The sequence below is a fragment of the Ancrocorticia sp. genome (assembly GCF_052089425.1).
In the GTDB taxonomy this organism is placed as follows: domain Bacteria; phylum Actinomycetota; class Actinomycetes; order Actinomycetales; family Actinomycetaceae; genus Ancrocorticia.
Genome location: NZ_JBQCZW010000009.1, coordinates 50,328 through 69,816, shown reverse-complemented (window position 1 = coordinate 69,816; position 19,489 = coordinate 50,328). Strand labels below are relative to the sequence as shown.

The 19,489-nt window shown below is 58.8% G+C and carries 19 protein-coding genes; 5 read left to right on the top strand and 14 right to left on the bottom strand.

Going from position 1 to position 19,489, the window contains the following annotated elements:
• Positions 1 to 81: 81 nt before the first annotated feature.
• Together dhaL and ACTHV6_RS04965 are read right to left on the bottom strand one after the other, a co-directional pair.
• The gene (dhaL, locus tag ACTHV6_RS04970) at positions 82 to 717 is read right to left on the bottom strand and encodes a dihydroxyacetone kinase subunit DhaL (protein ID WP_441386171.1); all 636 of its coding nucleotides are present in this window, start codon (positions 715 to 717) and stop codon (positions 82 to 84) included.
• An 18-nt stretch (positions 718 to 735) separates the two neighbouring features.
• Positions 736 to 1,734 carry a dihydroxyacetone kinase subunit DhaK gene (locus ACTHV6_RS04965; protein WP_441386170.1) on the bottom strand — a complete coding sequence of 333 codons (999 nt, stop codon included), beginning with the start codon at positions 1,732 to 1,734 and terminating at the stop codon, positions 736 to 738.
• 311 nt (positions 1,735 to 2,045) lie between these two features.
• Here ACTHV6_RS04965 and ACTHV6_RS04960 point away from each other — a divergent pair, with 311 nt between their 5' ends.
• The gene (locus ACTHV6_RS04960; protein WP_441386169.1) at positions 2,046 to 3,365 is read left to right on the top strand and encodes an MFS transporter; all 1,320 of its coding nucleotides are present in this window, start codon (positions 2,046 to 2,048) and stop codon (positions 3,363 to 3,365) included.
• Positions 3,366 to 3,477: 112 nt separating this feature from the next.
• Here ACTHV6_RS04960 and ACTHV6_RS04955 read toward each other — a convergent pair whose 3' ends face one another.
• On the bottom strand, positions 3,478 to 3,969 hold the full coding sequence (locus ACTHV6_RS04955) for a Dps family protein (RefSeq protein WP_441386175.1): 492 nt from the start codon (positions 3,967 to 3,969) through the stop codon (positions 3,478 to 3,480).
• A gap of 381 nt (positions 3,970 to 4,350) precedes the next feature.
• On the opposite strand from ACTHV6_RS04955, the gene ACTHV6_RS04950 reads away from it, so the two are divergent.
• The 3 genes from ACTHV6_RS04950 to ACTHV6_RS04940 all read left to right on the top strand — a co-directional run bounded on the left by ACTHV6_RS04950 (position 4,351) and on the right by ACTHV6_RS04940 (position 5,485).
• A complete protein-coding gene (locus ACTHV6_RS04950) occupies positions 4,351 to 4,764 on the top strand; it encodes a phage holin family protein (RefSeq protein ID WP_441386168.1) in 414 nt (137 codons plus the stop codon).
• Positions 4,761 to 5,060, top strand: a complete 300-nt coding sequence (locus tag ACTHV6_RS04945) for a DUF3618 domain-containing protein (RefSeq protein ID WP_441386167.1) — start codon at positions 4,761 to 4,763, stop codon at positions 5,058 to 5,060. The genes ACTHV6_RS04950 and ACTHV6_RS04945 overlap by 4 nt, the downstream gene beginning before the upstream one ends.
• 212 nt (positions 5,061 to 5,272) lie before the next feature.
• Positions 5,273 to 5,485, top strand: coding sequence for a DUF3073 domain-containing protein (locus tag ACTHV6_RS04940; RefSeq protein WP_441386166.1), 213 nt, complete (start codon positions 5,273 to 5,275; stop codon positions 5,483 to 5,485).
• Between the two features lie 131 nt (positions 5,486 to 5,616).
• Here ACTHV6_RS04940 and ACTHV6_RS04935 read toward each other — a convergent pair whose 3' ends face one another.
• The 8 genes from ACTHV6_RS04935 to gdhA all read right to left on the bottom strand — a co-directional run bounded on the left by ACTHV6_RS04935 (position 5,617) and on the right by gdhA (position 14,816).
• The gene (locus tag ACTHV6_RS04935; RefSeq protein WP_441386165.1) at positions 5,617 to 6,813 is read right to left on the bottom strand and encodes an OmpA family protein; all 1,197 of its coding nucleotides are present in this window, start codon (positions 6,811 to 6,813) and stop codon (positions 5,617 to 5,619) included.
• A 53-nt stretch (positions 6,814 to 6,866) separates the two neighbouring features.
• A complete protein-coding gene (purM, locus tag ACTHV6_RS04930; protein ID WP_441386164.1) occupies positions 6,867 to 7,991 on the bottom strand; it encodes a phosphoribosylformylglycinamidine cyclo-ligase in 1,125 nt (374 codons plus the stop codon).
• The gene (gene purF, locus ACTHV6_RS04925; protein WP_441386163.1) at positions 7,988 to 9,445 is read right to left on the bottom strand and encodes an amidophosphoribosyltransferase; all 1,458 of its coding nucleotides are present in this window, start codon (positions 9,443 to 9,445) and stop codon (positions 7,988 to 7,990) included. The genes purM and purF overlap by 4 nt, the downstream gene beginning before the upstream one ends.
• Before the next feature lie 95 nt (positions 9,446 to 9,540).
• Complete coding sequence (locus ACTHV6_RS04920) at positions 9,541 to 9,924, bottom strand: sterol carrier family protein (RefSeq protein ID WP_441386162.1); 384 nt, start codon at positions 9,922 to 9,924, stop codon at positions 9,541 to 9,543.
• Positions 9,925 to 10,075: 151 nt separating this feature from the next.
• Entirely contained in the window at positions 10,076 to 12,076 is a 2,001-nt protein-coding gene (locus ACTHV6_RS04915; RefSeq protein WP_441386161.1) for a 5'-nucleotidase C-terminal domain-containing protein, read from the bottom strand.
• A gap of 142 nt (positions 12,077 to 12,218) precedes the next feature.
• Positions 12,219 to 12,473, bottom strand: a complete 255-nt coding sequence (locus ACTHV6_RS04910) for a hypothetical protein (protein WP_441386160.1) — start codon at positions 12,471 to 12,473, stop codon at positions 12,219 to 12,221.
• 250 nt (positions 12,474 to 12,723) lie between these two features.
• On the bottom strand, positions 12,724 to 13,320 hold the full coding sequence (locus ACTHV6_RS04905; protein ID WP_441386159.1) for a type IV toxin-antitoxin system AbiEi family antitoxin domain-containing protein: 597 nt from the start codon (positions 13,318 to 13,320) through the stop codon (positions 12,724 to 12,726).
• 155 nt (positions 13,321 to 13,475) lie between these two features.
• Positions 13,476 to 14,816: an NADP-specific glutamate dehydrogenase gene (gene gdhA / locus ACTHV6_RS04900; RefSeq protein WP_441386158.1), complete on the bottom strand. Its 1,341-nt coding sequence runs from the start codon at positions 14,814 to 14,816 to the stop codon at positions 13,476 to 13,478.
• A 301-nt stretch (positions 14,817 to 15,117) separates the two neighbouring features.
• On the opposite strand from gdhA, the gene ACTHV6_RS04895 reads away from it, so the two are divergent.
• On the top strand, positions 15,118 to 15,813 hold the full coding sequence (locus ACTHV6_RS04895) for a hypothetical protein (protein ID WP_441386157.1): 696 nt from the start codon (positions 15,118 to 15,120) through the stop codon (positions 15,811 to 15,813).
• Positions 15,814 to 16,121: 308 nt separating this feature from the next.
• Here the strand turns inward: ACTHV6_RS04895 and purL are convergent, their stop codons facing one another.
• Genes purL through ACTHV6_RS04880 form a run of 3 tightly spaced genes read right to left on the bottom strand, consistent with a single transcriptional unit; the run spans position 16,122 to position 19,433 of the window.
• A complete protein-coding gene (purL, locus tag ACTHV6_RS04890) occupies positions 16,122 to 18,467 on the bottom strand; it encodes a phosphoribosylformylglycinamidine synthase subunit PurL (protein WP_441386156.1) in 2,346 nt (781 codons plus the stop codon).
• Between the two features lie 16 nt (positions 18,468 to 18,483).
• A complete protein-coding gene (purQ, locus tag ACTHV6_RS04885; protein WP_441386155.1) occupies positions 18,484 to 19,179 on the bottom strand; it encodes a phosphoribosylformylglycinamidine synthase subunit PurQ in 696 nt (231 codons plus the stop codon).
• On the bottom strand, positions 19,176 to 19,433 hold the full coding sequence (locus ACTHV6_RS04880) for a phosphoribosylformylglycinamidine synthase subunit PurS (RefSeq protein WP_441386154.1): 258 nt from the start codon (positions 19,431 to 19,433) through the stop codon (positions 19,176 to 19,178). The genes purQ and ACTHV6_RS04880 overlap by 4 nt, the downstream gene beginning before the upstream one ends.
• Positions 19,434 to 19,489 lie beyond the last annotated feature (56 nt).

Genomic DNA, 19,489 nt, shown 5'->3' with positions numbered 1-19,489 from the left:
AGTAATCGCGCAAACGTGAGGGAGGCACTCAGATAGGTGCCTCCCTCACTGCTTCGAAAGCGGATCGTCCTCGAATCGGCCCTAGGCCGCCTCGATTCCTTCCGCGATCGTGTCCAACAGGATTGTCACAGAGATGGCGCCGGGATCGCGATAGCCCAAGCTCCGATCGCCCAGTGACTTGGCCTTGCCGATCGTGGCTTTCATATTGATCGTGGCCTCACATCCTTCGTGAGCGGCGGCAGCAGCGGCTTTGGCAACGGCCACCACGTCCCCGCCAGATTCTGCGGCCTCACGGGCGGCGATGCCGGCCGGAACCAGAGCGTCCAGCATGGTTTTGTCCCCCGGCTTGGCCTTGCCGCGGAGCTGCACCTGTGCGGCGGATTCCTCCAGTGCACGGGCTAGTCCTTCCCCGTCCAAGGTCTCGGTTTTCAGGACCTTAGCCGGGCCGCGGAACATCGTTCCGAATACCGCGCCGGATGCCCCTCCACTTGTCCGCATGACCGCAGAGCCCACGGCCTTGAACGCGTCGCCCACCGTTGTGAGTTCAGTGCTATCAACGGCCTCACGCGCTGCCTTAAAGCCGCGCCCCATGCCGATGCCATGATCCCCATCACCGATCTGGCGATCCGCCTCTGAGAGAGCTTCCCGCGCATCATAGATCGCTTGGCATGCGGCACTCAGAACACCGCGGACTTGTTCTACGTTAAGTTCTGTCATTGCTATTCCTGCCCAGATTTATGCCTGAGTGAAGGGGACGGATTCGCACGGTGCGGCAATCAGCTCGGCGATCTCATCGTCAAGCTTGAGAAGCGTCAGCGAGAAGCCGGCCATTTCCTGCGAGGTGAAGTGGGCACCGATATCCGTGCGCTCAACCTGTAGGCCGCGGGCCTCCAGAAGCTCAGCCACCTTGCGGTACACAATGAGCAGCTCCATCTGAGTGGTGGCACCCAGATTGTTCATGAGCACGGCAACGCGATCGCCCTTCTCGAACGGGAGATCGTCCGCCACGCGATCAACCATGTTGACGGCCAGATCGTCCGCGCTCATCATCTTCGAGCGCTCAACACCCATCTCGCCGTGTACGCCCAGCCCGATTTCGATCTCATCGTCACCCAGCTCGAACGTGAGCTTCCCAGTGTCCGGAAGCGTTCCGGCCTTGACGGCCACGCCAATCGTGCGGGTGTTGTGCTGTACCCGTTCGGTAGTGGCTGCGGCTTCCTCCAGCGATTGTCCCTTGGCGCAGGCTGCACCAGCAGCCTTCACCACGTAGAAGGCACCACCAATTCCACGGCGGCCTTCCAGATCGGGAGTTGCCACATCGTCGCGCACCAGCACGGTCTTCGTTTCGATTTCACTGTCATCAAGCGCGTCTTCGGCGCCCATATCGAAGTTCATGACGTCGCCAGCGTAGTTTCCGTACACCAGCAGGACGCCAGCGCCGGTGTTCGCGGCCTCGATCGCTTCCTGAACATGGGGCGGTGCAGGCGCCGCAAAAATATCTCCGGATACGCTGGCGGCTGCAAGGCCGGGTCCTACGAACGCTCCATACATGGGCTCATGCCCGGAACCTCCACCAACAACCAGCCCAACCTTTCCTTCGTCCACCTCAGCGCGCCGGATAACGCGTGATCCTGGCTCGCGCGTCAGCAGCCCGCGCGAAATAGCGACCAGCCCATCGAGCACTTCGTCAACAATATTCTCCGGATCATTGATGATCTTATGTACCTTCGTCATGACTACCTCGTTGTTGTCAGCCCCGCGGCTCGCGCCGCCTTCACGTCATACATCTCCGCGTATGCCGCACATAAAAGAATACGGTGTGGAACGTGCGCTGCGCTACATTGTCCGGACCGAAGTTTTATTGAATTCTTAAAAGATCGCGCAGGGAAATGACTCACTCTCGCGAGGAAGGAATGGGTCGAGGCTCAGATCGCTACGGGCAGCCCTGCCAATGCGAACCGCGGGAGCGTAAGATTTCTGGCTGTATGAACCACACTGCTAGGCCCGGCCAGCGCCTCATGTAAGGAGCACCCACGAAGGACCGATTGCGGAGCGCGTTAGCGGATACTCGCCCGCTCGCTCACCCCGATTTTGCGAGGCTCTGGTATGCCAACATCATTACGGTGATCGGCGCCCAGCTCACGGTTGTTACCGTTCCCGCCCAACTATGGGCCATTTCGCGTGACTCGATGTACGTGGGCCTAACCGGCCTCTTTGGCCTCGTACCGCTGATCATCTTCGGCCTATGGGGCGGAGCCATTGCGGATTCCTTCGATCGGCGCAAGGTGCTCCTTGTGAGCACTATCGGGCTGATCGCCACCACCACGGCGTTCGCGATTCAGGCGTTGATGAGCTTCCACAACGTGTGGCTCATTCTCAGCATCTTCTCCGTCCAGCAGGCCTTCTTCGCGTTGAATCAGCCGGCACGTAACGCCATCATTCCCATGATCATGCCCACGAGCGAGCTCCCGGCCGCCAACGCCCTCAACATGACCGTTTTCAACTTCGGCGCTATTGCTGGCCCACTGGTAGGCGGTGCGCTCCTCCCTATTTTGGGCGCCGGCCCCCTGTACTCCATCGATGCCGTGACGATGCTTGCCACACTGTGGGCCGTGATCAAACTTCCACCCATGAGACCCAAGGGCACTGATACCACCACAACCAAGCAGGCTACCTCACAGGGCAAGCCCGCGAACGGGCGTGCCAAGCAAACCAGAAAGAAGGCTCCCGGCCTTCGCAGCGTCATTGACGGCTTCCGCTACACCTGGATCCACAAGATCCTCCTCATGAGTTTCGTTGTGGATCTCATTGCCATGATCTTTGGAATGCCACGGGCACTCTACCCTGAGATCGCCAACATTAACTTTGGAGGGCCAGCCTCCGGTGGAATGGAGTTCGCCCTACTCTCCGCCGGTATGGCTGCAGGTGCCGTTGTAGGCGGGATCTTCTCCGGCTGGGTCTCGCGGGTACGCAGGCAGGGGCGGGCCGTCCTCATCGCCGTGGCCGTGTGGGGATTCGCGATAGTTGGCTTGGGCGTTGCGGTGTCCTTCGCGGGCGGGCACGCCATGCCATTCCTCGCGCTGGGCGTGTTCATGCTGGCCATCGGTGGGGCTGCGGACATGGCCTCTGCCGCCTTCCGCCAGTCCATCCTTCAGAGCGCGGCAACTGACGAGGTTCGCGGCCGGCTTCAGGGAGTGTTCATTGTGGTCGTTGCTGGAGGGCCCAGGTTGGCAGATATGCTCCACGGATTCGTTGCCGGCCACCTCGGTGCGGCATGGACCGTTCTAGGCGGCGGCGTACTGGTGGTTCTGGGCGTCACCCTCTGCTACTTCTTGGTTCCGAAGTTCAGTCAGTTCCGCGTGTAAAGGACTGCATGCAAAGGAAAAGGCCCCGAAACGCAACGGTTTCGGGGCCTCCGCCTCGATCTGACCAGATAAGCTCCGGCCAGATCGGCGATCAATCGCGAATTGTGCTCACTTAGATCCCACTCGGCGTACGCAGCTCAGCGCTCAGGAACCATGCCTGCTGCTCAAGCTTGGTGATGTACTCATGCAGGGTATCCGCTGTGGTTGGATCCTCAGCATCAACATCGTCATGAACACGGCGCATCGTGGCAACAGTTGCCTCGATGGTCTGAACCATCAGACGGATGCCATCGTGCGTGGAAATCTCTCCGGCTGCAAACTCCGGGAGGCTGGAGTGAGCAACAACTTCCTTCGGGCGGCCGTCTGGGGCAACGTGGAGTGCACGCATGCGCTCGGCGAAATCGTCGGACCCCTCACGGGCAATGTCCACAACTTCGTCAAGGTTCAGGTGAAGATCGCGGAAGTTCGGGCCAACAACGTTCCAGTGCGCCTGCTTGCCCACGAGGCTCAGTCCGATGAAATCAACAAGCACCTGCTGGAGAGCTTCGCGCAGCTTGGCGGAGGCTACGAAGCCACCTTCGGCCTGCTGGAGATTGGTGCCAATCTCGCCTTCAGGTTCTATGTTTAGTCCTTGATTCTGGTTTGCCACTTGTGTTTCCTCTCTACGTCCCTTGAGGGCGCTTCAAAGCTCACACCCTCGGTTCATCACGTGTCCCATTCTATGACGAACAGCCCGAATTCGCCGTTCTTTGGCCAAAACCTCGCCCTAAGCGCAATCGGAATAGGGCAGCAGCCGCTCTCACACCCCTGCGCACATTGTGTAACCTAGATCTCAGAAGGGCAAGTATTGGCATGCCGTGGGCGAACGCACGTGAGCCTTTTTACTGGAATACTCGCAATTGTGCGAGTTATTCGGCAAGAATAAGGGTATGCCGCCGCGGATCGCACCCAGCGGCGCAGAGCTATCGAAAAGGAGTTGCGGAGCGTGGCAAACGATAACCCGTCCGAATCAACAAAATCCGAGCACACCATCGGAGAGCTCATCTCCCGAGTCACTGAGCAGATTTCCACGCTCCTGCGTGACGAAATCGAGTTCACCATCGTTAACCTCAAGGCGAAGGTAAAGAAGCTTGGGCTCGGCGGCGTACTGGCCATCGTTGGGCTAGTTCTAGCCGTCTTCGCATTCAACCTGCTGCTGTTCGCCGGCGTAGCCGGGTTCGCAAATCTTGTGCCGTGGTGGGCTGCATTCCTCATCGTTGCCGGCATCTTGTTGGCTATCACGCTTCTTCTCTTACTCATCGCATTAGTGTTCTTCAAGAAGTCCCAGAAGGACGTGGTTGATCCTAAGGGAGCTATTGACCAAGATATTGACACCATCAAGAAGGGACTAAACAAGTGAGCCCTGCCAAAAGCGAGGATCAGATCCGCTCCGCACAGCAAATCGAGAACGATCTCAAGCGCCAACGCGAGGAGCTGGCCAACACGGTCAATGAACTCGCCAGCCGGCTAGATCCAAAAGCCATCGCACAGGATGCGCAGGATCAGGCAAAGGAAAAGGCGAACGAGGCCGCAGAAAAGGCAAGGGACTTTGTTGACGAGGTCAAGAGTGGCAACATTCTTTACATCGGCATCTCTGCCGCATCTGCCCTTGCCGGCATTGGTTTGATTGCGCTTCGCCGGCGCCGCAAGAAGTAGCGCCCCGCAGCGCGAAACGTGGCCTACGCCCGCCGCGAACTACCATCCACGAGCACTCGAACCTTACGCCCAATGGGCGCGAGATGTTGCACGCGCCATGATGGGCCGCGTAGCGAGAGCCCCAGTATTCGCGGTAAGGTATACGCGAGAACGGATATGTCCATGGGGGATCTTTACGATTGTCCCCACGAAGAGATGAAGGGGGTCGAGCCATGGGGCGCGGCCGTCAAAAGGCTAAACAGCGTAAGGTAGCCCGAAATCTCAAGTATTACACTCCGGAGACCGATTATCAGGCTCTAGAGCGTGAGCTCAGAGGCGAGAAAGCTTCTGGCAACGACGAGGATTACGAGGACTACTACGACGTTTCTTCGGCAGATGACGCCGAAGATGGGGACGACGACGAGGACCCGTCACACTCCTCGTGACAACGATTCGTGACGTGTGGGGGCAACGGGAGTTGCTCCCACATTTCGTTGTACCCTGACATGCCACACTCGGGGTCCCATCTCATGACACCCCGAGTGTGGCAGCCGCTGAATTGAGTCAACTGGGCACGTCAGAACGCGGGGATGAAGATCTCCACGCGCCGGTTTTCTTGGCGTCCAGCATCAGTGTCATTGGGCGCCACGGGGCGGGTTTCACCGTAGCCCACGGTCTCCAGCGAACCAGTCACTCCGCGATCTTCCAGAGCCTTCGCCACGGCATCCGCGCGGTTTTCGGACAGGGTCTGGTTCCAATCGGTATCGCGCACGCTATCGGTATGGCCCTCCACAACGGCACTCTCGACATCCGCATCACTCAACGCCTCCGCAACAGAATCGAGGGTTGCTGCTGCATCCGGGCGAATGACGTATTCGTCAGGATCGAAGAGAACACCGGAATCTAGGGTGATCGTGGTGCCACAAGATTCCACGGGAGCCAGCGCGTCCATCGGGGGAAACTTCCCGAGCGTTGGAACGGGATCGATTGGCTCCATGTCCGCAGGTTCGCCATCCACTAAACCGGTACCGTCACCATTGTTGATGATGGAGATATCGGCATCGTCATAGTTGCCGGAACCATCACCGTGGTTGATGATGGAGACATCTCCTTTGGTGTAGTTGCCTGAACCGTCACCGTGGTTGATGATCTCTTCTTCGCCATCCGTGTAGTTGCCCGATCCGTCACCAGCAACCACCACGGACTTCTCCGCATCGTTGTAGTTTCCGGAACCGTCACCGAAGTTGACGATAGAGACATCGCCATCGCTGTAGTTTCCTGAGCCATCACCGAAGTTGACCACTTGCACGCCGTTAATGGTGTACACGCCAGAGCCATCCCCAAAATTGATGCTCGAGCCATCGGCACCCGTGTAGGTGGCCGAACCGTCACCATAGAGCAGAACCGAACCTTGGTTGGCCGAAACGGTTCCCGCCTCATCGCACCGGGCCGGCGAAATGGTCAGTCCGGGGTAATCCCCCACCAGCTCTTTGAGCTCGAGCGTGAAGCCATCCATCGAATCGCTCAAAAGGCCCAAATCCGGCAGCGTAAACAACGGCACTGGTGGCATTTCCCCATAGGCGTATCCGGGCACCACTGGTCCCTGCGCCTCAACCTGCGCCGCTTCAGTTGCGGTAGGTTCCGGCGTGGGACTCGTTGCCGGCGGAGGCGCAGAAGCCGTTGCTTCCGATGACTGGCCGGACTCAGAACAGCCCGCTAACAGCAGCACGGCGGCGATTGCGGCCGGCACACACTTCCTCATTCGATTATTCATGGATTGATAATAAGGTAATTTTGCCGGCTTCGTCGTCGTCGTCAAAAAATAGACTACAACGCGTAATCCCCGGACATTCGGACCACCCCGGCACTCACGCCCTTGGTACCGGAGACGAGGCGCGTAGCCACGCGAGTACCCGCAGGCGAACTAGTCAACCCTGCCTTCGCACCGCCCGCAACAACGTCCCCAATTTCCCACGCACGCACCCCGGATTCTTGGCACGAAGCGAGCGCGCGGCCCACGGAATCCGCTGGAACTACGGCGATCATCCCAACACCCAGATTCAGCGTGTCCTCCATGTCCTCCCACGCGGCCCGCCCAAGTGAGGCGAACACCTGGAAGGTGGCGGGAACGCGGATGAGGGAGCGATCAACGCGTGCTTGAAGCCCCTCAGGGATCACGCGCGCAAGGTTGGCCGCCAGTCCACCACCGGTCACGTGGCTATAGGCGTGGACGTCCGTGGCCTCCGCCAGCGCGAGGCACGCGGTGGTGTACAACGCGGTGGGTTCAAGGAGCTCTTCGCCCAACGTTCGCCCAAGCTCCGGAACGTAATCCTCCAGCCCGATCCCCGCGTCCGCCACGATCTTGCGGACCAGCGAATATCCGTTGGAATGCAGGCCGGAGGAGGCCATAGCGATGAGGACATCCCCGGATTGCACGCGATCCGCTCCCAATACGCTGTCAGCCTCCACAACGCCGGTGGCGGCACCGGCAACATCGTATTCCACCTCCCCCATAAGGCCGGGATGTTCCGCGGTTTCCCCGCCCAGAAGCGGTACGCCCACGTATTCGCAGGCCTCGGCTATCCCGCGCACGATGGCGGCGATGCGCTCGGGCACCACCTTCCCGCACGCGATGTAATCGGTCATGAGCAGCGGCGTAGCGCCCACCACCACGATGTCATCCACCACCATGGCCACGAGGTCCTGCCCAATCGTGTCATGAATGTCCATGGCTTGGGCGATGGCCACCTTCGTGCCCACCCCATCCGTGGAGGTGGCGAGCAACGGCTTGCGGTACTCCTTGAGCGCAGATACGTCCACCATCCCGGCGAAACCGCCCACTCCCCCAGCCACATCTGGCGTCATGGTGCGGGCCACTGCGGCCCTCATGAGCTCCACGGCACGATCGCCCGCCTGAGTATCCACTCCTGCTGCTGCATACGCGTTGGTCATTGTTGTTTCACCATTTCGTGTTTTTCGGCAGGGGTGGAGCCCTGAGGATAGTTTCCGGTAAAGCATCCGGTGCACAGGTTGCCGGGGACTTGCCCCGTGGCTTCCACCATGCCGTCAAGGCTGATGTAGCCCAGCGAATCGGCACCGATCGATTCGCGGATTCCTTCCATCGTCAGTCCGTTCGCGATGAGTTCCTGCCGGGTTGGGAAATCGATTCCGAAGAAGCAGGGCCACCGGACGGGCGGGGAGGAGATTCGTACGTGGACTTCTTTGGCTCCGGCCTGCCTGAGCATGGCAACGAGGGCGCGTTGAGTATTTCCACGGACGATTGAATCGTCGACGACGACGAGCCTCTTGCCCTCAATCACCTCGCGCATCGGGTTGAGCTTGAGGCGGATGCCGCGCTGGCGTGCCAATTGGGTGGGTTGGATGAAGGTGCGGCCCACATAGGCGTTCTTAACGAGCCCCTGCCCATAGGGGATGCCGGAGGCTTGCGCGTACCCAATGGCGGCGGGCGTGCCCGATTCGGGTGTGGGCATCACCAGGTCCGCTTCAACGGGGTGTTCACGGGCCAACACTCTGCCCATCTCCGTGCGCGCCGAATTCACCATGGTCCCATTGATCGTGGTGTCGGGGCGGGCTAGGTACACGTATTCGAACACGCAGCCGGAGCGGCTGGAACGGGCCCACATGCGCGAACGGACCTGGCCGTCCGCGGTAATAATGAGCATCTCGCCGGGCTCCACCTCGCGCACGAACTCCGCGCCCACGATGTCCAGAGCTGCCGTTTCTGAGGCAACAACCCATCCGCCGTCCAGCTGGCCGAGCACGAGGGGGCGGAAACCGTGGCGGTCTCTGGCCGCGTACAGCGTTGATTCGTCCATGAAGGCTAGGGAGAAGGCCCCGTGAAGCTGGGGGAACACCTCAAGGGCGCGTTCTTCGAGGCTCGTGGCCTGAGTGTCCAAGCCGAACATTGAGGTGATCACCGAGGTGTCGGTGGAGCTGCCGTGGCCGAGTTCGGCGCGCAGATCTGGGCCGGAAAGATCGCGAACCTGAGCCACGAGGGCTTCGGTATTGGTCAGGTTTCCATTGTGCGCCATCGCAACAGTGCCGAAGGGAGTGGGGCCGAGCGTTGGCTGGGCATTCTCCCACGAGCGCACGCCCGAGGTGGCGTACCGGACGTGACCAATGGCCAGATCTCCGCGCAGAGCCGCGAGGCTCTGATCGTTGAACACCTGAGATACGAGCCCAACGTCCTTGTACACAAGGATCTGGTTCTTGCCGGACACGGCAATGCCGGCGGCCTCTTGACCCCTGTGTTGTAGGGAGTACAGCCCGTAGTACACGAGCTGACTGACCTGTTGGCCGGGTTGGATGACTCCAAAAACGCCGCATTCGTCCTGCGGTTTATCTTCGGGGAATAGCTCAGCGCTTAGGCGCCCATCAGCAGTCACCACCCCATGCTCTCACATCGCGGCCACTTTCCAGTAGCCAGTCATCCACTATGTGAAACCGGTGGGGCATGTGCGTTGGAGCTGGCGGCTAGGCGCTACCAGCGGCCCAATACTGCGCGGGTAAACAGCGGCAGGAACTCCTGTAAATCCGCGCGAATCCCGGAGGCGGCCACGCTGGCCGAACCCACTGCCTCTTCCCATGAGATTTCCCCAACACACAGGCGCAGCCACGTGGCTACATCCATCTCCACCACGTTCGGAGGCGTCCCGCGCCTATGCTTGGGCCCCTCGATTGCCTGCGTGGCCCCGGCAAACGGGACGCGGATCTCTACACTGTGCCCCGGGTGGCGTTCCGCTATCTCCTCAAGGCAAAACCGGGCGGCCGTCTTGGCGTCACTCTTGCTCAGCTCGCCTACTCCGGCGGCGGCCGCCTTCCCAAGAAGTGGCATGCCGTCCTGTACATCAATCCGTCTGGCCATGGTCTAAGCCTACTCGGGCGGCTTGCCCGCATGTGACTGCCGGCGCCTGTGCCGGATGCGCCTGCGACAGCTCCCGAAACTGTGCCAGTGGCAAAGCGAAAGGGCGGCGGAAGAACCGCCGCCCTTAGGCCTATTCAGTTATGGATGCGCGCTAGGCGTCAGTGGACTTGCGCCGTGCCACAAGCACGCCGCCAGCCGTCATCAGCACGAGTGCCGCAACGATAAATCCAGCAACCGTTGCGCCGGTGTTGGGAAGATCCTCGCCGGGATCGGTCGCACCATCGGAGGGCTGGCTGGTGCCGTCAGTGGGCTTATCGGTTGCCTCGTCTGTCGGTTCAGGAGCCGGTTCTTCACTCACAGCTACGCCAGGAATCTGGAACACTGTCGGCCCCGCTTCAATCACGAGAGCGTACGAACCTTCCTCAAGATCTGCTGGAACCTCAAGCTCAACGGTAGACTGTCCGGTCTCATTGAGGTCGGGGGTCACTGTGTTGTCGATCGGTGCGGTACCGACTGCAACAGCATCATCGACGGCGCGCGCTTGGATGGGCGCATCGGAGCTCGGGATAAGTGATACGTCAACTGTCTCGGGCAGAGGTTGCTGATTGCCTGCGTATGTCATGGACAGGGACTGCAGATCAATGGACGCAGTTTGGCCTAGGTAGATTGTGTCCTCGCCGGAGATCGCGATATTGCGCTGAGAGTAGTCCACAGTGTAATCCGGGTTATCCTGCAGGAACTCGTTGAACACATCATTATCGATCATACCGCTGTCACGGTAATCAACTCCGTCAGCGAACACGTTGAATCCATCGCCACCTGTAAGAAGGAAGGCGTTGGAGGCTACCGTGTACATCTCGGAGCCATCATTGGGAACAAGCATGTTATCGAGGAACACCTGCTTAATGTGGCTGCCGAATTCGGCATCCGCATCGTAGGTGTAGCTGATGTTATCGGACAGGCCGAGCGCGAGCATTGGACGAGAGGTCTGTGTAGAAGCGTCCGCCCACTGCTGCTCCAGCATCGTGTACACCTGAGCGCCAGTGATGTCCAAGGTACCGTACGTATTGCCGAACGGCTGAGCCGTAAAGGATTCCTCATACGTCACGATGCCGTCATTATTTTTGTCGATTTCTCCCCGAACCCCACCAGGATTGATGATGCCAAAATCGGCTGGCTTATCGAGCTCAGAGTACTCGTAGAATGCCTGTGCAATCAGGTTTCCAGCGGTCATCTCGGAGCCTCGGTTAGCACCCAAATCAGTTCCGGTATTCGTCGCTCGATCCGCGCCACCAACAATGGTGCCAGCCTCGCCAGCACCAAGTTCCTCGGAGGTCTTAAGTGCTTCCTGATACATCGCATCGATGTCAGGATCCTTATCGAACTGAGGAACCGGCTTGTCATTCTCAGTAGTATCCACAATCATGACGATCTGGGACTCAGAATTGGTGACTTCGCCGGATTCATTATCGTACGTCAGCGTCACCTGACCCGCGAATTCGCCAAACGAACCTGGCTCAACGGCTGCGGCACCGGAGGCAGTCGTGGACTCTTCAGTATGGTGGGTGTGACCCGCAATCACGGCATCCACATCGTCGCCGACTTGGTCAGAAGTGCCGATGGTTTCGTGGATCAGGGCCACGACGATATCAGCTTCACCATTGGACTCGTCGCCATCCTTGAGCAGCTCCGCCTGAGCATCAACGGCAGCAACCGGATCAGAAACCGAACGTCCTCCGAGGCCCGCTGGGGACACGAGCGTAGGCAACTGGTCGGTCACAGCACCCACGAAGGCAACTGTTTGGCCGTCAGCCGTCTCAATAGTGTCATAAGGAGCAAGGATATCTGCATCAACCGGAGAAAGATTCGACACGAGGTAGGGGAAATTCACCCTGTCATTGATACGGCCGATCAGATCGTCGTAGCCTTTATCGAACTCGTGGTTTCCCGTCGCGGAGAGCTGGACGTCCATCGCGTTGAGGATGTCCATCGTGGGGTTATCCTCATCGATGGCGGAGACGAATGCGGAGCCCCCAACAGAGTCACCGTTGGAGACGAACAAGGTGTTGGGGTTGTCAGCCTTGACACCTTTCACATAAGTCTGCAGGTATGGCGCGTTTTCGATATGGCCGTGAAAGTCGGAGATCGCCACAATGTCGATCGTGGTCTCATCTTCCTCGGCCTGCGGGCCAACTGCGGACTCTTCAACCGGTTCACTCTGCTCATCGGCAGAGGGATCGGCCTCATCGCCGGAGGCATCGCCTTCATCATCGGCAACTGGCGATTCCGTGGCGTCATTTATCAGAGGACTTTGATTCGTCGTCAGCGGATTCGGATTCCTCAGCCGTGGTGTCGTCGCTGAGTTCGGCGTCCTTTGCGTCCTCCGCAGGCGCTTCGGTGGGGGTTGCTGGGGCGGTAATTGGAGCTTCTGTTGGTGGTTCAGTCGGCTCATCGGCGGTAGCAGGTAATGCAGCCAGTCCCATCGTGCTGAGCGCAAGCGCAGCAACGGCACTGATTGACCCACCCGCACGCATGCTTGCGCGGGACATATGGTTCCTTCACGTGAAACAATACGGACCACCTAAGGTTAACCCTTGCCAGTGAATTGCGCCATAACGATTTGCTATGTGGGAGCATAACATCGCGCTAACACTTGGCGTCCCACAAATAAACGTCCCTTGTTTCCGCGTTATTTCAATGTTCTGAGCAGACGAAAACTAGAACCTCAAAACAACCTGGCACCGTAGCTCAGGTATCTTTAAGGCACTTGATAGATACAATAATTTGGGTTGGCCATCCTCATAACAAGACCTTCATGTATTCGCGCAATCGGCGCTCTACACCCAGTTGACTCGCGTAGCGAGCTAGAACATCCAAACGTTTATCCGAGCGGCGCACATACCCCTTCAACGCTGCCGTGAAAGTCTGCTGGTCGATGCGGGAGCGGCTGCGTTCAAGGTCGCAGATAGTTCGCTCAAGGTCGTATGAGGCTACCGTGTTTCCGTCAGGAGTGAGTACTTCGATGCAACCCAGAGATAATAGTTCTGGCTTGATGAAGAAGGTGCGCACTCCATCACGACGTAGAAGTGAGGCGTTGTAACCCGAAGGAAGTGTTACTGTCAGGGCTTCCGGCTCACGCTCCACCAGACCGTGTAGCAACAAAGCAGACTCGTGGGAAAAGACGGCCCTATCGGAACGCAGAGATAACACGTACATCTCATCGACCCACGTATCCGGGGCGGCATACACTCCAGGAGAGATTCGTTCGAGCCTGTTGGCATGCACGAATTCCATGAAACTAGGACGACTCACACCGTTAGCCTCGGCGGAAGCAGTGCGTAGCACTCCGCCACCACTTGCAGAAAGCTCGAATAACTTCTCAGCAACACTCACCACAACCACCTCCTAACAAACATGCTTATATAATACTTTAAGTAAGCATGTAAGGTAAGCAGTGGATGCGTGCCAGTTCATCTGGCCAGCCCCACTCAACCTCTAACAGCAGCTGATCGCCCGTCGGACGGAGTTCGCACTTAGGACGCGAAGAGTTGTTAACAGATCCCCTGATCCACCATCGCATCGGCCACCAAGCGGAAGCCTGCCACGTTGGCTCCCAGCACGTAATCGCCAGGGTGCCCCATTTCCTCCGCCGCTTCGAGGCAGGTGTCATGAATGTTGATCATGATTTCATCGAGCCTTCCAGCGGCCTTATCAAAGTCCCACTGCTGGCGAATGCTGTTCTGCTGCATCTCCAAGGCGGATGTTGCCACGCCGCCGGCGTTGGACGCCTTTCCGGGGGCGTAGAGGATCCCGGCTTCCTTGTAGATGTCGATCGCTTCTGGGGTGGAGGGCATGTTGGCACCCTCAGCCACAAGCTGGACGCCGTGATTGGCGAGCTTACGGGCATCGTGGCTCGTGATCTCGTTCTGGGTGGCACAAGGAAGGGCGATCTGGCCTTCCTCGATGGCCCACACCTTCTTGCCTGAACGGAAGCTGGCGCCTGGACGGCGCGCGACGTAATCGGAAACGCGCCCGCGGCGCACTTCCTTCACATCCTTGAGTAGATCAAGATCGATTCCCTCAGGATCGTACACGGCACCGGCCGAATCAGAGATTGAGACTACCTTGGCACCGAAAGCCTGAGCGCGTTCGATCGCGTAGATCGCCACATTTCCCGATCCAGACACGAGAACGGACTTGCCCTCAAGAGATTCGCCCTTCGCCTCAAGCATGGACTGAGCAAAACGCACAGTGCCGTAGCCGGTAGCTTCGGTACGGGCGAGCGAGCCGCCCCAGCCCAGTGCCTTGCCGGTCAGGACGCCCGCATCAAAACGGTTAACGAGGCGCTTGTACTGGCCAAACAGGTAGCCGATCTCGCGGCCACCCACGCCAATATCTCCCGCCGGAACATCCGTGTTCGGGCCGATGTGGCGATGCAACTCCGTCATGAAAGACTGGCAGAAGCGCATGACTTCGCCATCCGACTTGCCGTGAGGATCAAAATCCGCGCCACCCTTGCCGCCGCCGATTTGCTGTCCCGTCAGAGCGTTCTTGAATACCTGCTCAAAACCGAGGAACTTGATGATGCCAAGATTGACGGATGGGTGGAAACGAAGGCCACCCTTGTACGGGCCAAGTGCGGAGCTGAACTCCACGCGGAAGCCGCGGTTCACGCGAACCTTCCCCTGATCGTCAACCCACGGCACACGGAACATGATCTGACGTTCCGGTTCGACGAGTCGCTCAAGAACCGCGTAATCAACGTATTCTGGGCGCGAAGCTCCCACCTCACCCAACGATTCGATCACTTCATGAACGGCTTGGTGAAACTCTGGCTCCACTGGGTTGCGTGCAACTACTGTCTCGTAAACTCGCTCAAGGCGGCGATCCATGGGTGACTCCCTCTGTTACCACGTGGAGGTCACTGCGCCTCCATGTTACGGGTACGTTTCTACCTCAGTATTGAGCATGAATGAATCCCTGTCCAAATGAGGAAACACTCTCCCCCTTTTAGTTGGCGCGTCGAGGATCCCCAAGTGAGCTGGTCCAGAGTGCATCAGATTTGGCGACGCCCCAACAGACGGGACCTTCTTCCTATGTTTTTCTATCGAAGTGCGAAAAAATAGACCCACGTCACATTATCCTGAATTTAGGAGAAAGCGATGAAAACCAAAAAAAACTGGGTCCGCGCTTGTGGCCACACTTGCACTTCTCGGATCGACACTGTTGGGAAGTAGCGTCGCAGTAGCGGACATCCAACCCCAAGACGAAACTCAACCAACACAAGTCAACTCACTTTCAGCGGGCGAGGTTCAAGAATTAGAAGATTTCTGGTCAGACTATGAGGTCCCAAAGACGACGCAGGCAGACCTTCTCTCCAAGCTCGAGCAAGGGAAGGTATGGGACTCTCTCGATCCCGAAACTTCACCAGCAACGACGGAAGAACTCACCGTCGATTCTAAGAACGTCGTGGTTGAAACCTACCCAGACGGATCTATTGCGGTGTCGAGTACATCAGTTCCAATACAGAAAACCGACGCAGTTTCCCCGCAAAGCGTCACGAATTGCAAACAAGGAAGCGGAAGCAACAACTACCAAATCAAGTACGTTGGATGTAAGGCTGACGTCAATTTTGGGTTAGTGCGTATGGGATTCAATTTTGACTACACCGCGTACAAAGGTGCTCACGGCGTGATCACTCGGTACTACAACCAATTCAATCACATCGTTGGCGGGGCACTTTCCAACCATAGGTTCAGTAAAATGTCTCAGAGCCAAGTCCGGTACTCAGCAGATTTCTCGGTTGCATTTGAAGGATTCCCGGCTGGATGGACGGCTTGGATGCAGGCCAATGTTACGGGCTCCAAGGCTTGGACAACACACAACTAGATTGGACAAATATGACCGGAGGAACAATCGCAGGAGTGATCGTTGTACTCATCGTTGTAGGACTCATCATCGGAGTTAGCTACTGGTTGCGGAAACGACCATCCAAAACAAAAAACGACCAATGAACAAGACTTGTGCCGAGGCACATTGATCTATTACAGAATTGTGGCGAGGCGAAAGGGAAGGTCGAGATTTCGATCTTCCCTTTCGCCTCGCCATTTACCTACCTCGCACAGACCGTCAGAAACATGGACTGGAAAGCTTCGCGACGAACTATTCGTCAATCGGCAACTTCCTGGCAGAGAACGTTAATCGAAGATCGACCGCAGCACCTGATCGGACTGAGTGGCAAACTCGGCCACATCGAACAAAATCGTGTCACTGCCGGACCATCCGGCCGGCTCGGCCGGGCTAATGGTGAGCAGTTCGCCGCCCGTGGTCCCGATCCGCACGGCCTGAATCGCTTCGGCTTCAGCTGCCGCATACACAACGTCCAGAAGGTGCTCGGGAACCTCCAGCAGAACGCGCGCTTGAGACTCGGAGAACAGAGCCGTGAAGGAATCGATACCGTCACGGTCGCACAGCGGCCGCAGATCGATCGCACCACCGATGCTATTGTTTCCCGCCATCTCCACCAGTGCCTGCGCGAGGCCTCCGGTGGACAGATCGTGGGCGGCCTCAATCACCCGTCCAAGTTCACCAGTCTGCGCACCGTGCAGGGCCAGCAGCACACGCCCAAGGGCCATCTCTTCGTCCAGATCCACCCGCGGCGGCACTCCGCCCAGATGATCGTGGACGATGCGGGCCCACGCGGAACCGTCCAGTTCCTCGTACGTCTTGCCCAGCAACACAATCGCGGAATCCTCGCGTTGGAAACCGGAGGGAGCTGCTTGGCGCACATCGTCCATCACGCCCAGCACACCTACCACGGGAGTGGGGTTGATGGAGGAGTCCATCCGTCCCTTCACCACGCCGGAGGAGTTGTACAAGGACACGTTGCCGCCAGTGACGGGAATACCCATCTGTTGGCATCCATCTGCCATCCCCGTCATAGCCTCCACCAGCTGCCACATCGCGTCCGGATCCTCGGGATTGCCGAAGTTCAGGCAGTCAGTGACGGCAAGAGGAGTGGCCCCCACCGTGCACACGTTGCGGTAGGACTCGGCGAGTGCTTGGCGCGCCCCCTCATACGGATTGAGCTTGGTGTACCAGCCGTTGGCATCGGTGGATAGTGCGATCCCACGGCCGGTGGCTTCGTCCACTCGGACCACTCCGGCGTCGTCCGGCTGCGAAAGCGCCGTGTTACCACGCACGAATCGATCGTACTGATCCGTAATCCACCCCTTCCCGGCCTGATTCGGACTCAAGGCGACTCGGCGAATCAACTCGCTCAGATCCTCAACGGACGTCGCGCTGGTCAGATTGGCGGTGGTGTTCTCGATCAGATCGTCCTGCCACGCGGGACGGGCGTACGGGCGGTCATAGACGGGGCTGTCCACGGCAACGGTGGCCGGATCCACGTCAACAATCCGCTGGCCGTGATGGTCAATGATCAGGCGGCCATCGCCCGTGACCTCACCGATGACGGCCGTTTCAACATCCCACTTCTGGGTGATCGCCATGAAGGCGTCCCGCTGAGCCGGCGTCACAATGGCCATCATGCGCTCTTGGGATTCGGACATGAGGATTTCACCAGCGGTCAGGGTGGGATCGCGGAGCAGCACATTCTCCAGATCCACGCGCATGCCCGTTCCGCCGTTGGCGGCCAGCTCGCTCGTAGCACACGAAATGCCTGCAGCACCCAAGTCCTGAATCGCCTCCACAACGCCTGCGTGGAACAGCTCTAGGCAACACTCGATGAGCACCTTCTCCATGAAGGGATCGCCCACCTGCACCGAAGGGCGCTTGGTGGGCATGCCTTCCTCGAAGGTTTCCGAGGCAAGAATCGAGGCGCCACCAATACCATCGCCACCCGTGCGCGCGCCGAACAACACCACAAGGTTGCCCACGCCTTCAGCGTTGGCCAGATGAATATCCTCGTGGCGCATCACGCCGATGCACAATGCGTTCACCAAGGGGTTGCCCTGATAGGACGGATCGAATTCGGCTTCTCCGCCAATGTTTGGCAGGCCAAGGCAGTTGCCATAGCCGCCAACGCCGCCCACCACGCCGTGCACCACACGCGCGGTATCCGGGTTGTCCACCGCGCCGAAACGCAGCTGATCCATCACGGCAACCGGGCGTGCACCCATTGCGATGATGTCACGAACGATGCCGCCAACGCCCGTCGCGGCACCCTGATAGGGCTCCACGAAGCTCGGGTGGTTATGCGATTCCACCTTGAAGGTGACAGCCCAGCCATCGCCAATATCCACCACGCCGGCGTTCTGCCCCATGCCTACCAGCATGTGCTCACGCATCTCGTCCGTGGTTTTGCCGCCGAACTGCTCCTTGAGGTGCTTTTTGGAGGACTTGTAGGAGCAATGCTCGGACCACATGACCGAATACATGGCCAGCTCAGCGTTCGTGGGGCGGCGGTCCAGCAGGGCGCAAATGCGCTCGTATTCTTCGGGTTTCAGGCCCAGTTCAGCAAACGGCATCTGCTGATCGGGTGTTGCTGCGGCATCGGAGATCGTATCGTAAGACTGTTCCATGAGTGCTCCGTATCGGCTAAACGGCGAGGGTTGCGTGCAATGCGCTGGTGAAGAACCGGAGGCCATCGGTGCCAGCCCGCGAGCCGGCGGGCGAATGGACGCCGAAGCCGGATTCCACGGCATGTTCCGGGTGTGGCATGAGGCCCACCACGTTGCCGCGCGCATTCGTGATACCGGCAATATCGTTCATTGAACCGTTCGGGTTGAGCCCGGCGTACCTGAATACCACGCGGCCCTCCCCTTCCAGTTCGGCCACGGTTTCTTCGGTGGCTTGGAAGTTTCCTTCCCCGTTCTTGAGCGGAATGGTGATGGTTTCGTTCGCTTGGAAATCTCGCGTCCATGCCGTGGAATTATTGACGACGACGAGTTCCTGATCCCTACACACAAACCTCTGTTGGGAGTTGCGGATCAGGGCTCCGGGCAGGAGGTGTGATTCACACAGGACCTGGAAACCGTTGCAGATGCCCAGAACGGGCACGCCCGCCGCTGCGGCGGTCACCACGGAGTTCATCACCGGGGCCAGTGCGGCGATTGCTCCACACCTCAGGTAGTCCCCATAGGAGAATCCGCCGGGGAGCACCACGGCGTCCACGCCTTTCAAATCATCGGAGGCATGCCAGAGAGCCACCGGGGTGGCTCCTGCTAGGCGGATAGCGCGGGCGGCATCGGCATCATCCAGCGTTCCGGGGAAGGTCACAACACCGATCTTCACCGGCCAACCTCCGCGTCATAGATCGCCACTACATCTTCGATAATCGGATTGGAGAGAACCGATTCGGCCGCCTTCGCAGCATCCGCGAGCGCCTCGGGAGTAACCGGCCCGTCCACAGTTAATTCGAATCGCTTGCCCTGACGGACATCCGTGAAAGCTTCGATACCCTGCCGCGGAAGTGCACCGCGCACGGCCTTCCCCTGAGGATCTAGGATTTCGGGTTTTGGCATGACTTCAACAATGATGCGCCCCACGCAGGAACTCCTCATCTCGCTATTTGGGCGGCATATGCCGCTAACTCGTCCAGTTT